The sequence below is a fragment of the Microbacterium pasadenense genome (genome assembly GCF_047246565.1).
Lineage (GTDB): Bacteria > Actinomycetota > Actinomycetes > Actinomycetales > Microbacteriaceae > Microbacterium.
This window is the reverse complement of the sequence record NZ_JBFOKN010000002.1, coordinates 246,754-259,335: the sequence shown is the minus strand read 5'-3', so window position 1 is coordinate 259,335 and position 12,582 is coordinate 246,754. Positions and strand designations below refer to the sequence as shown.

The 12,582-nt window shown below is 73.5% G+C and carries 8 protein-coding genes; 5 read left to right on the top strand and 3 right to left on the bottom strand.

Annotated features, from left to right (window positions below; all coding sequences use genetic code 11):
* Nucleotides 1-44 precede the first annotated feature (44 nt).
* The gene (locus AB3M83_RS07305) at nucleotides 45-1,289 is read left to right on the top strand and encodes a phosphotransferase (RefSeq protein ID WP_412946493.1); all 1,245 of its coding nucleotides are present in this window, start codon (nucleotides 45-47) and stop codon (nucleotides 1,287-1,289) included.
* A gap of 42 nt (nucleotides 1,290-1,331) precedes the next feature.
* Here AB3M83_RS07305 and AB3M83_RS07300 read toward each other — a convergent pair whose 3' ends face one another.
* Nucleotides 1,332-4,622, bottom strand: coding sequence for an ATP-dependent DNA helicase (locus tag AB3M83_RS07300; protein ID WP_412946491.1), 3,291 nt, complete (start codon nucleotides 4,620-4,622; stop codon nucleotides 1,332-1,334).
* A complete protein-coding gene (locus AB3M83_RS07295) occupies nucleotides 4,619-7,702 on the bottom strand; it encodes an ATP-dependent helicase (RefSeq protein ID WP_412946489.1) in 3,084 nt (1,027 codons plus the stop codon). Before AB3M83_RS07295 ends, AB3M83_RS07300 begins: the two co-directional genes overlap by 4 nt.
* Nucleotides 7,703-7,845: 143 nt before the next feature.
* Between AB3M83_RS07295 and AB3M83_RS07290 the strand changes: the two genes are divergently transcribed.
* Nucleotides 7,846-8,067 (top strand): DUF3107 domain-containing protein, encoded by a 222-nt coding sequence (locus AB3M83_RS07290; protein ID WP_412946487.1) that lies wholly within the window; start codon nucleotides 7,846-7,848, stop codon nucleotides 8,065-8,067.
* Between the two features lies 1 nt (nucleotide 8,068).
* Nucleotides 8,069-8,359, top strand: coding sequence for a hypothetical protein (locus tag AB3M83_RS07285; protein ID WP_412946485.1), 291 nt, complete (start codon nucleotides 8,069-8,071; stop codon nucleotides 8,357-8,359).
* Nucleotides 8,360-8,420: 61 nt separating this feature from the next.
* Here the strand turns inward: AB3M83_RS07285 and AB3M83_RS07280 are convergent, their stop codons facing one another.
* Complete coding sequence (locus tag AB3M83_RS07280) at nucleotides 8,421-9,137, bottom strand: ferritin-like fold-containing protein (protein WP_412946484.1); 717 nt, start codon at nucleotides 9,135-9,137, stop codon at nucleotides 8,421-8,423.
* Nucleotides 9,138-9,282: 145 nt separating this feature from the next.
* On the opposite strand from AB3M83_RS07280, the gene AB3M83_RS07275 reads away from it, so the two are divergent.
* Entirely contained in the window at nucleotides 9,283-10,833 is a 1,551-nt protein-coding gene (locus tag AB3M83_RS07275) for a DEAD/DEAH box helicase (RefSeq protein ID WP_412946483.1), read from the top strand.
* A gap of 177 nt (nucleotides 10,834-11,010) precedes the next feature.
* Nucleotides 11,011-12,456 carry an HNH endonuclease signature motif containing protein gene (locus tag AB3M83_RS07270; protein WP_412946482.1) on the top strand — a complete coding sequence of 482 codons (1,446 nt, stop codon included), beginning with the start codon at nucleotides 11,011-11,013 and terminating at the stop codon, nucleotides 12,454-12,456.
* Nucleotides 12,457-12,582: the final 126 nt, after the last annotated feature.

Here is a 12,582-nt window from a genome sequence, read left to right as displayed (position 1 = left end):
CGTGGCGCCGGGGCGCCGGGGCGTGCCCGACCTACCCTGGGGGCATGGCACGCTCACCCCTCACTCTAGCCGCGGCGGCCACGGCCGCCCTCGCGCCCGTCGGCAGCGTCGGCGCGGGCATCGGCATCGTCGGGGCCGCCACGCTCACGGAGGACGGCGCGGGTCGCTTCGACAGCGCGCTCCTCACGCTCGACGACGGCAGCCGCCTCGTCGTCCGCGTCCCCGCGACGCCCGACGCCGAGGCCGAGCTCGGCCGCGAGACGCAGGCCCTCGCCGCACTCACGGCCGGCGTGCGAGCCGTCCTGCCGTTCCGCGCACCCGAGATCCGGGGCACCGCCCGGCTGGGCGACGGCATCGCCCGCGTGATCACGCACCTCGACGGCTACCGCGTCGACGCCGCCCACGTCCCCACCGGCCGCGGTGTCGCGACCTCGCTCGCCGAAGCGATCGCCGCAGTCCACGACCTGCCGGCATCCGTCGTGCAGAGCGCCGGACTGCCCGTCCGCACCGAGACCATGGTCCACGCCGACACCGAGCGGCTCCTCGACCGCGCGGAGGCGACGGGGCGGCTGCCGTTCGGACTGCTCCGCCGGTGGAGCCGCGCGCTCACGGCCGAAGGGCTCTGGCGCTTCGAGCCCACCGTGACCCTGGGTGGCGTCGACCCGGCGTCCTTCGCGTTCGTCGACGTCGACGAGGTCCCGACCCTCCAGGGCCTCCTCACGTGGGGCGGACTCGGCGTGGGAGACCCTGCCGAAGACCTCCGCTGGACATCGAGCGCGCCCGAGGCGGCCGCCACCGTCTTCGAGGCCTACGCCGCGCAGGCGCACCGCTCCCCCGATGCGATGATCGCCGAGCGAGCTCGCCTGCACGCCGAGCTGGAGTTCGCCAAGTGGCTCGTGCACGGTCACGAGGTCGGCTCCGAGGCGATCATGGACGACGCCGTCGCCCTGCTGGAGGCCCTCGACGAGAGCGTCCGGGATGCGGCGCCGATCGCCGCGGGCACGGTCACCGTCGACGACGCGATCGCCGCGCTCGGCCGGGTCCCGGAGCCCCGCTCCGACGCGGTCGACACGTCGATGCAGACCGACGCCTACGACCCGGGGTCCATGGACCTCTTCGGCGAGGACGAGGACGAGGCGCGACCCACCGACGCCACCGACCTCGAGACCGAGCCGATCGAGTTCTCGGACTGGCCGGGACCGGATGCCGCGCAGCCCCCGTCCGACGAGGACCGCGACCCCGACGACGCCGCGCGGAACGCGTTGCGCCGCTGGACCGGCACCGCCTGACCTCCGCTCGGAGGATCCGGCCGCCGAGGCGGCCCCGACGCGTCAGCCGCGCAGGACCAGCCCGTCGCCGACGTAGAACAGCGCGACGTCGATGCGGTCGGTGGGGATCCGGTGCTTGGCCGAGTACGCCCGCCGGTACAGCTCGAGCTGGAGCATCCGCTCTTCGCGCTCCGCGGCCGTCCGCGGCGGGCGGCCCGTCTTCCAGTCGACGATCTCGATGCGGTCGCCGCGACGGTAGACCGCGTCGAGCTTGCAGATGATGACGTGGGACCGGCCGTCGCCCAGCGCGTCCGGGTCCGCGAAGTCGATCTCGGTCTCGACCTCGATCGGCTGCAGATCCGCCCACTCCGAGGCGAGGAACGCCTCCTTCAGCCGGTCGAGCGCTCCGGCGTCCGGCCCGGACCCCTGCGGCGTGTCGGCGTCGTCCTCCCACAGCACGTCGTCGGCCGACCGGGCGCGGCCGACGAGCCCGGAGCGCCGTTCGACCCACGCGTGGAACAGCGTGCCGAGACGGGTCTGCCGATACGGCCGCTCCGGCAGCGGTCTCGCCACGGCGGTCGCGGCCGCCCCGTAATCGGCGACGAAGTCCTTGAAGCGGGATGCCGGGATGCGGGTGGGCGCCTGCGTCGACCGTCCTGCGGCCCGCGCGGCGCGTTCGGCCAGCAGCAGCTCGAGGTCGCGGGTCGGCGCGGCCGGGGGCTCGGCCGCCGCGGCGCGCACGCGCGCGGCGGCCTCGTGGACGCGATCCCGCCGCACACCCAGCGCATCGATCGGCCACTGCAGCGTCGCCTGGACGCCCTCGAACGGATTCGCCGTGTCGGCGTCCACCTCGGGCAGGTCGATGCCGAGCTCGGCCGCGATCTCGACGAGGAAACGGCTCGCGGCACGCGGCTTCTTCGTCCCCGCCCAGCCCGACCCGGTCAGCAGCAGGTGGTCACGGGCGCGCGTGACGGCGACGTAGGCGAGACGCCGCTCCTCCGCGAGGTGTCGCCGGCGGATGCCGTCGGTGAAGCGCTCCAGCGCAGCCTTGAGGTGCTGCTGCGTCTCGGCGTCCCGCCGATGCCAGCCGAACTCGGGCAGCCAGGCGCGGTCGCCGCGGAAGGAGTACGGCAGCACGCCGAAAGCGAGCCACCCCTTGCCGTCCTGCAGGCGCGCGGGGAGCTCGTCCTCGACGCCGCGGACGACGGCGACGGCATCCCACTCCAGGCCCTTCGAGCCGTGGATCGTCAGGAGCTGCACGACGTCGTCCTCGGGTGGCTCGGTGCGCGGGGCGAACTCGTCGAGCCGCTCCGCCCGGTCGAGCCACGCGAGCAGGGCCGAGAGCGACCCGCGCTCGTCCGTCTGCAGGAATCCGTGGAGCTCGTCGACGAACGCGCGCAGCTGATCGCCGGCGATCCGCGCCGGTCCGCGCGCCTCGTTCGCCGCGAGCTCGATGTCGAGTCGCAGCTCCGCCTCGATGATCCGGACGAGCTCGGGGACCGGAAGCGCCGACGCCCGGCGCAGGCCCGCGAACACCGCGCCCGCCTCGCGCAGCCGCTCCCGCGCGGCGGGTGTGAACGGCGCGAGCCAGCCGTGATCGGGCTTCTGGCGCGACAGGAAGTCGAGAGCGAGTACGAGGGAGCCCTGCTCGTCGCCCGCGGAGGAGCGGAGGGCCTCGGTGACCTCGGCGCTCAGCGGCTGCAGTGCGCTGTCGTGCCGGGCGAGGCGGCCGGCTAGCTGCGCGAGCTCCCGCAGATCTGCGAGCCCGATGCCCCATCGCGGCCCCGCGAGGAGCCGGATGAGCGCCGAGCCGGCGCGCGGGTCGCTGATGACGCGGAGCGCGGAGACCACGTCGACGACCTCGGGGGTCGACAGCAGCCCGCCGAGCCCCAGGATTCGGTGCGGGATGCCGCGGCGTCCCAGCGCGTCGGCGAAGCGGACCATGTGCTTCTTGCTCCGCAGCAGGACGGCACCCGTCGTGGGCAGGCCGTCGTCGGCCCGCTGGGACCGGGCGCCCTCGAACCATGCCGCCACGCGCTCCGCCTCGGCGTCCACGTCGTCGTCGACCGCCACGTCCACGCGGCCCTGCGGCGCTCCGGGGCGCGGCCGCAGCGCGCCCACCTCCACCGGCGAGCCGTTCGCGAGCGGGGCGAGCACGGCGGTCGCGGCCCGCAGGACGTCGGCGCTGTTGCGCCAGCTGGTGAGGAGGGAGAAGGTGGCGGCACCGTCATCCGTCCCGAACGCCTGCGCGAAGTCGCCGAGGTTGCCGGCGCTCGCGCCGCGCCAGCCGTAGATGGACTGGTGCGGATCGCCGACCGCCATGACGGCGGTGCCGGCGAACAGGGTCGACAGCAGGTCGGTCTGGACGACCGATGTGTCCTGGTACTCGTCGAGCAGGACGACGCGGTACCGGTCCCGCAGGTCCGCCGACACCGCGGCGTGGCCCTGCACGACGGCCAGCGCGCCGGCGACCTGGTCGGAGAAGTCGATCACGCCGCGACGGCGCTTCTCGGCGTCGTACGACCGGGCGAGCCCGACCAGCACGCCGAGCCCGCCGACCTTGTCCGCGGCCGTCCGGATGTCGGCGTACACGGTGGTGCGGGCGCTGTCGCTGGGTCGCTCGAGCACGTCGAGGAAGTCGTCGGCGAAGGATGCCAGGTCGTCGAGGTCGACGAGGTTGTCGACGCTGTCGCGGGCGACCCGAAGGGCCGCGTCGATGATCGTCGACGGCCGTTCGATGCGCTCCGGCAGGCGGGGGTCGTCGGCGGCGAACACGACCTGGCGCATGAGCAGCCATGCCGCGGATTCGCTCAGCACGACGGCATCCGCGTCGCGGCCGATGCGGACGGCGTTCTCGCGGACGATGCCGTCGGCGAAGCTGTTGTAGGTCGACACGGTGGGCCGGTCGAGCAGCGCGTCGGCGTCGGCGTCGACCTCGCCGCCGGGCGCGAGCGCGTCGAGCGCGGCCCGCCGCGCGGAGTCGGGGGCGCCTTCCCGCTCCAGCCGCGCGAAGACATCCAGGCGGCCGGTCGCGTGCAGCTGCGGCAGCGCGGGCAGCAGTCCGCGGCGCTCGAACTCGCCCAGGCGCTGGAGCCGTCGGCCGATGCGCTCGGCGAGCTCGCCGGCGGCCTTGCGGGTGAAGGTGAGGCCCAGCACCTGGTCACGCCGGACGAGCCCGTTGGCCACGAGCCAGACGACGCGTCCGGCCATGGTCTCGGTCTTCCCGCTGCCGGCACCGGCCACCACGAGGGCTGGCGCGAGGGGCGCCGCGATGACGGCGGACTGCTCGGGCGTGGGCGGGAACTGCCCGAGAGCGGCGGCGATCGTCTCGGGGCTGAGGACGGGGTCGGTCACGACGAGCTCACCGCTCCGATCGTGTGGATGCGGCACAGCCCGTGCGAGTGGTCGTCCCGGCAGTGCTCCTCGAACGGCGCCTCGAAGCTCGTGCCGCGCATCACCTCGACGGCACGGTCGATCCGCGCGAGGAAGGCGCTGCGCGTCTCGTCGTCGAAGGGCGGCTGATGCGGCTCGGCGTACGGGGCGTACCGCGTCTTCTTCAGGACGACGAGTTTCGCCCCGCCGGGCGCCGCGCCGTTCACCTCGGGGATGGCCCCGCGCTCGAACGCCAGCTGGTAGGCGGCCAGCTGAGGGTTCTCCGCCACCGCCTTGTCACTCGTGGGCTCGCTCCGCCCGGTCTTGAGGTCGACGATGACGACGCTGCCGTCGGGCTGCCGCTCGACACGGTCGATGTAGCCGCTCAGGATGGCGGGGTGCGCCGCATCCCGGACCGGGATCTCCACCTCGAAATGGGGCTCCGCGCCGATGAGCTGAGAGCCCGAGCGCTCGGTCGCGCGGAGGTATGCCGCGAGCCGGCTGACGAGGTCGCGGGCCCGCGCCCGCTCGGCGGCGTCGATCCAGGGAGCCTCGAACTCGAGCTGCGACCAGCGCTCCTCGACGAAGGCCCACAGCGACGCCTCGTCGGCGCCGTCGGCGTGCTCGAGGGCGGCGTGGAGGATCGTGCCGAGACCGGCGACCGCGGTGCCCGGGTCGCCGCCGAGGTCGCCGATGACCCAGTCCAGCTGACACTGCTCGAGGGCGTGCAGACGCGACGGCGAGACCCGCAGCGGCGCCGCGTCGAGGTCGCGGACCGGCCGGGTGGAGGTGGGCTCCGCGACGCCGTACCACTGCGCCGGGTCGGCGCCCGCGACGCCCTCGGCGGCCAGCAGGGCGAGCTGGGCTGCCGCGTGGGCGCGTGCCGGCTCGATCGACCGCGGATCCGTGAGGACCCGCCGATGCTGCGCCACGAGTCCGCGGAGGGTGAGGGGATGCTCCACCGACCGCGGAGCGGGCTCGGCGGGCGGGAGGAACTCGAACAGCACGCTCGGCCCGGTGTCGTCGTCGTCGACGGCCGTGACGACGAGGTGCGAGCGCGCTCGTGAGACGGCGCGGGCGAACAGACGCAGCTCGTCGTGGAGGACGCTCCGGCGACGATCGACGGCATCGCTGTCGTCCTCGCCGTCGGCGAGCCGCCAGGTGTCGAGCAGTCCGCCGCGGACGCGGAGGTTCGGCCACACGCCGTCCTGCACGCCGGCCACCACGACGGTGTCGAACTCGAGACCGAGCGCGCCGGCCGGCGTCGAGACCTGCACGCCCTGCGGGGCGACCGACGTCGTGAGCCGGTCCTCCGCGACCTCGGAGTGCAGCAGCGACCGCAGGTAGTCGATCGGCGCTGTGCCGTCCTCGCGCTCCCCGTGGCGCTTGGCCGCCTCGAAGAGGGCCACCACGGCGTCCAGGTCGCGGCGGGCCTGCTCGGCGAGCGGGCCGTGCCCGTCGGCGAGGGTCCGCAGCTCGCGCTCGCGGCCCTGCTGCTCCCACACCGTCCAGAGCAGCTCGTGGGCGGTGGCGCCCGCGTCCAGCTGGTCCCGCAGCTTCCCGACCGTGGCGGCGACGCGGCCCGCCCGGCGGCCCTCCGGGGTGTCGAGGAGGTCGAACTCGAGCGGGAACGCCATGGCCGACGCCAGCAGGTCGCGAGCCGAACGCTCGCCGCCGCCGAGGAGCTCGGCGTGACGGAGCGCGGTCCGCAGGCGCCGGAGCTCGACGGGATCCAGTCCTCCCGCGGTCAGCGCATCGCCGACGTCGTCGACGTCCCACTGCGCGTGCTCGCGCGCCGCGAGATCGACCAGCCGCAGCAGTTCCCGGACGATCGGGGTGTCTGCGAGCGAGCCGGCCGGGCCGACGGCCGCGGTCGGGACGTCGCGTGCGGCGAGTTCGGCTTCGAGGGCGGCCACCTGACGGGTGTCGTGCGCGATGACGGCGCACTCCTCCCACGGCACGCCGTCGTGCACGTGCCGTTCGCGCAGGAGTCGCGCGATGGTGTCGTACTCCTCCGAGTTCGATCGCAGTGCGAACGCCCGCACGCTGCCGTCCGGCTCGACGCCGGCGCGCGGCGAACGGTGGGCCACGAGACCTGCGGCACCGATCCGCGACGTCACCTGCGACAGCACATCGCGCTGGAAGGTGGTTCCGCGGTGGACGCCGTCCAGCACGGAGGTTGTCACCGCGAGCCGCGCGAAGTTCTCGGGGCGCGCGCCGCGGAAGGTCCCGGATCCCACGTCCGGGTCGCCGAAGGCGAGCACCGCGATGCCACGGCTGCGGCATCCCTCCAGCAGCTCGACGCCGCCGAGCGTCAGCTCCTGCGCGTCGTCGACGACGATCGCGCGGAGGCCCGCCACCGTGCCGAGCGCGGGCGACCCGGCGGGCAGGCTGCGCACCAGGCCGACCGCCTCGCGGACGAGGCCCGCGGCGTCACGGTGCGCGCCGCGCATGCGCGAGCGCACGGCGTGGTACTCCCGGGCGAAGGATGCCAGCGAGCGCCAGATGTCCCGGTCGTGGCGAATGCCGAGCCGGTCCAGCTCGTCCGGCTGGATGCCGAGGGTCGTGAGCTCGGCGAGGAACGCGCGGATCTCGCCGCGCATGCCCGAGGTCGCGCGGATCTCCGGCGTCACCCAGTCCGGCCAGCGGGAGGGCCCCTCCTGCTCGTCCTCCTCGTCGCCGCGCAGCAGGTCGCCGATGAGCCGGTCCTCGTCGGGCCCCGTCAGCAGCTGCGGCGGCTCGTCGCCCGCGTGCACCGCGTGGGCGCGCGCGACCTGGTAGGCGAACGCCGCGACCGAACGGGCGAGCGGCCCGCTCGTCGCCACCCCGACGGCGAGGGCGAGCCGGTCGCGGAGGGCGGTCGCGGCGGTGCGCGTCGGCGTCAGGACGAGCACCTCCTCGGGCGCGAATCCCTCGGCGATGAGCCGGACGACGCGCTCGACGACGGTCGCGGTCTTGCCGCTGCCGGGCGCCCCGATGACGACGCCGGAGGCGTCGGCGGGCAGCGCCACGACGCGCCGCTGCGCGTCGTCGAGCGCTCGGGGACGCGACGGATGACCCATGTCTCCCACGCTAACCGTCGTCGCCGACACCGGCCGGCAGCGACGTTCGCCCAGAGCGTTCGCCTCCCGGCATCCCGCCCCGAACGCGTGTCGTAGAGTCGAGATGCGCCCGCACAGGTGGGCGAGGAAAGGCAGGCAACACCGTGGAGATCCGCATCGGCATCGCGAACTCGCGCGAGCTCAGCTTCGACTCGAACGAGACGGCGGACGCCGTCAAGAACACGATCGCGTCGGCCCTCGACTCCGGGGCGGCGTACGTCACCCTCGTCGATGCGAAGGGTGCCACCTACCTCGTCCCGACCTCCGGCATCGCGTTCGTCGAGGTCGGCACGGACCAGTCCCGGCGCGTCGGCTTCGTCGCCTGACATGCTGATCGTCCTCGCGCTCGTCATCGGCGCGACGCTGGGGGCCGCTGCCCACTTCGCCGTCTCAGGACGGGACCTGCGCGGCGCTGCCCTCGGCCCGCTGTCGGGCACCGCGCTCGGCGCTCTCGGGTGGATGATCCTCACCTGGGCCGGCCAGGGGCCGGACTCGCTGTGGACGTGGCTCGCGACGATCCTGCTGCCGGCGATCGTCGTGCCGATCGCCCTCGTCCTCCTGACTCGTGCGCGCGTCGCGCACGACGAGCGCACCCGCCGAGAGCTCGGGATCGCCTGACCCGCGCCGGGCGTTGCTCAGGCGCGCACGCGCGCGCCGGGCGCAAGCGTGCCGGCGCCGCTCAGGCCTCGAGCCCGAGTGCACCCATCCGCCGCGAGTGGGCGCCCAGCAGCTGGGTGAACACCGGCTGGACCTGCTTCTCGTCCTCGAGGTCGAGGCTTCCCGGGCGCAGTGCGCCGCGGGCGACGAGCAGGGTGTCGCCGACGAGCCGGCGACCCCACAGGCTGAGGAGCGCGCGCCACTCGGCATCGGCGGAGATCGCGTCGGTGACGATGGCGGTGAGCGCCTCCCGCTCGGCGTCGCCGCGGAGGATCGCGGCCACGCGGCGCCCGGTGTCGCCGTAGCTGCCTGAGAGCGACAGATAGAAGTCGTCGAGGAGGCCCGCCGTGAGGTGGACGGTCAGCATCGTCTCGAGGGGGCGCGCGCCGTGGGTGGCGTGACGGAAGGAGTCCAGCGGCTCGCGGAACGGCAGCATCAGCTCGAGCGGGTCGTCCCCCCGGTCCCGGATCAGGGCGACCAGGGCCTGGTGCTTGCGGAGCGCGGCGCCGGCGGCTCGTGACAGCGACTCCTTGTGCGAGAGCTCGGGGCTCTGCTGGATGAGGGAGCTGAGGGTCTCGACGTAGCCGAGCTGCAGGTACGCGGCCTGCCCGAGATACGTCGCGACATCGGGCGCCAGCTGCTCGAAGTCGACGCGGCGGACGTCGCTCGCCTCGTCGCGCGAACGCAGCCGCAGAATACGACCCGGCGGCCTGCGCCGCTCCCAGAACCACCTGACCACGGAGCACAGCCTACGGGCCCGCGGGCACCGCTCCGGTAGGGTGGGAAGGTCCCGGCGACGGATCGGGACCCCGCGCCTGTGGCTGAGTGAAGGGCGTGGACCCTCACCCGGCGGCCTCTCACCGCCAGACAGGCACGGAAGAACTATGACGACATTCGCTGACATGGGCGTCGATCCCGACATCGTCGAGACGCTGACGGCGAAGGGCATCGTGGATGCCTTTCCCATCCAGGAGCAGACGATCCCGCTCGGCCTGCCCGGCCAGGACATCATCGGACAGGCGAAGACGGGCACCGGCAAGACGTTCGGCTTCGGCATCCCCGTCGTCCAGCGCCTCGGCCTGAACCCCGAGCCCGGCGTCAAGGCCCTCATCGTGGTCCCCACGCGTGAACTCGCCGTGCAGGTCTACGAGGACATGGACATGCTCACCTCCGGCCGTTCGACGAGCGTCGTCGCCATCTACGGCGGCAAGGCCTACGAGGGTCAGATCGATCAGCTGAAGGCCGGCGCGCAGATCGTCGTCGGCACGCCGGGCCGTCTCATCGACCTCAACAACCAGCGTCTGCTGGACCTGTCGCACGCGACGGAGGTCGTCCTCGACGAGGCCGACAAGATGCTCGACCTCGGCTTCCTGCCCGACATCGAGAAGATCTTCCAGAAGGTGGCGCCGGTGCGCCACACGATGCTCTACTCGGCGACGATGCCCGGGCCCATCGTGGCGCTCGCCCGCCGCTTCATGTCGAACCCCATCCACATCCGCGCGAGCGACCCCGACGAGGGCCTCACGCAGGCGAACATCAAGCACCTCGTGTACCGGGCGCACTCGCTCGACAAGGACGAGGTCATCGCGCGCATCCTGCAGGCCGAGGGCCGCGGCAAGACCGTCATCTTCACGCGCACCAAGCGCGCCGCGCAGAGGCTCGTCGACGAGCTGGGCGACCGCGGCTTCAACGCGGGAGCCGTCCACGGCGACATGAGCCAAGAAGCGCGTGAGCGCTCCATGGCGGCGTTCAAGGCCGGCAAGCGCGACGTTCTCATCGCGACCGACGTCGCTGCGCGCGGTATCGACGTGGACGACGTCACGCACGTGATCAACCACACGATCCCCGACGACGAGCAGACCTACCTGCACCGCGCCGGCCGCACCGGTCGCGCCGGCAAGACCGGCATCGCCGTCACGTTCGTGGACTGGGACGACCTGCACAAGTGGGCGCTCATCAACCGCGCCCTCGACTTCGGCCAGCCCGAGCCCGTCGAGACCTACTCGTCGAGCCCGCACCTGTTCGCCGACCTGGACATCCCGGCCGGCACCAAGGGCCGCATCACGACGGCGCCCAAGGCGTCGGCGAAGGCATCGGCTCCCCGCACGGCGCAGCCGGCTTCGGCCGCGGATGCCGCTGCCGAAGGCACGAGCGAGGGCGGCACCCGCCGCCGCCGGCGCCGCCGCGGCGGGTCGGAGGAAGCCCGGGTCGGCGCGACGTTCGCAGAGGACGCTCCCGCCGAGGCAGCGGCTCGCGACGACGCCGCCCCCGCCCCCGCGAAGGGTGACGCGGGAGACGCCGCCGGCGCCGCCGACGGCGCGGGCACCCACGACGGCGCGGGCAAGGAGCACCACGACGGCAAGCCGGCGCCGGCACGTCGCCGCCGTCGTCGCCGCGGCGGCTCGGGCGCCGGAGCGCCCGTCGCCGGAGCCTGATATCTCCTGACGAAAGGCCGGTCGCGCTCGTCGCGACCGGCCTTTCGCTGTTTCCGGGAGGGAGCGTCTGGGCCCGCTGCGGGCGTCGGCTCGCCTGTCGCTGACCGGTCGGCTCGCCTGCGGATAACTCGGCTGATCGGCGGGCTGAATGTCTGAGGCCCTCACCACAATGGGGGTATGACAAGCACCGCGGAGACGCCGGGATCGGACGCGTATCTCGCGTCCCTCGCGGCCGTGGTGCACGACGTCGAGGGCATCGAGAGGCGACTCACCGTTGCCCACATCGATCAGCTGCGCGCGCTCGCGCGCGCAGGTCAGCTCGCCGAGACGCAGGCCGCCGGCAGCGGCTCTCGGGTGCGCGTCCACGACATGGCGCTGCGGTCCATCGCCGCCGAGGTCGGCGGGATCATGCGCACCACCGACCGGACCGTGCAGCGTCGCATCGACGAAGCCCGGACCATCGTCGAGGGGTACCCGGCCGCACTGACGGCGTGGGAGACGGGTCGGATCACGCGCGGGCACGTTCTCGTCATCGTGGATGCCGGCGGCGTCGTGCCCCTCGATCGTCGGGCCGAGTTCGAGGCCGCCGCGATCGTGCGGTGCGAGCAGGACACCCCGAACCGGGTCCGGGCCGAACTCGAGATCCTCGCGCAGCGGATGCACCCGCGGTCGTTCACCGAACGCCACGAGGAAGCCGCCGCGGGACGGTGCGTGCGCCTGGTGCCGGGCCGGGACGGCATGTCCGACCTGATCGCCACGTTGCCGACGGTGCTCGCGGAGGGGATCCACGACCGACTGACGCAACAGGCTCGGGCGATCGTGGACACGCGAGCGGAGCGGGCGGAGGCGGAACGGGCTGCGGCAGAACGGTCGGAGGCGGAACTGGTCGGAGTCGCGTTCGGAGTGACGCGCTCGGCGGACAGCGCTGACGCGACTGCGACCGCGGATGCACACGTCGTCGCGACGGACGCTCGCGGAATCGACCAGGTACGAGCGGACATCTTCGCCGACCTGCTGCTCGCAGGAACACCGGCGCTGGATGACACGATCGACACGAGTGCGGGTCCGCTGGGCGCGATCCGTGCCCGCGTGCAGGTCGTGCTGCCGGCGTCGTGTCTGGACGGCACGGATGACGGGCCTGCGGATCTGATGGGCCGGTCACCGATCGACACGCTCACCGCCCGCACCCTGGCTGGGAGTGTGGGGATCTGGGAGCGGATGTTCACCGACCCCGTCACCGGAACCACCGTCGCCGTCGACTCGTACCGGGTTCCGCTGCCGATGCGCCGGTACCTGCAAGCCCGAGACCAGCACTGCCGGTACCCCGGCTGCCGGGTGCCCGCGATCCGCTGTGAGATCGACCACACCCACGACCACGCCCTCGGCGGCAGAACCGAACTCCGAAACCTCGCCCACCTGTGTCAACGGCACCATTCGATGAAGCAGTTCACCGCCTGGCGAGTCCGACAACTGCAGGGTGGAGTCCTCGAATGGACCTCACCCGCCGGCAGGACCTACCGCGAAGACGCACCCACGCCCGCCGTCGCCTTCACACCTGCCACCGGACCCGACAACACCGACCGCGCCAACACCACCGACCGCACCGACACCCCACCCTTCTGATCGGCACGTCACCACCACCGTGCCGGCTGGGAAGGGCGACACGTGGGCGGTGGACCGAGGACAGCGCCGACGGCCCGCGTGTCCCGTCGATCCTCGACCGTGGACGTCGATCACCTATGAGGGCAC

What these genes read in the sequence shown, in the direction of transcription:
- AB3M83_RS07305 (WP_412946493.1), top strand. Translation starts at nt 45, where the DNA reads ATGGCACGCTCACCCCTCACTCTAGCCGCGGCGGCCACGGCCGCCCTC.
- AB3M83_RS07295 (WP_412946489.1), bottom strand. Translation starts at nt 7,702, where the DNA reads ATGGGTCATCCGTCGCGTCCCCGAGCGCTCGACGACGCGCAGCGGCGC.
- AB3M83_RS07285 (WP_412946485.1), top strand. Translation starts at nt 8,069, where the DNA reads ATGCTGATCGTCCTCGCGCTCGTCATCGGCGCGACGCTGGGGGCCGCT.
- AB3M83_RS07275 (WP_412946483.1), top strand. Translation starts at nt 9,283, where the DNA reads ATGACGACATTCGCTGACATGGGCGTCGATCCCGACATCGTCGAGACG.
- AB3M83_RS07270 (WP_412946482.1), top strand. Translation starts at nt 11,011, where the DNA reads ATGACAAGCACCGCGGAGACGCCGGGATCGGACGCGTATCTCGCGTCC.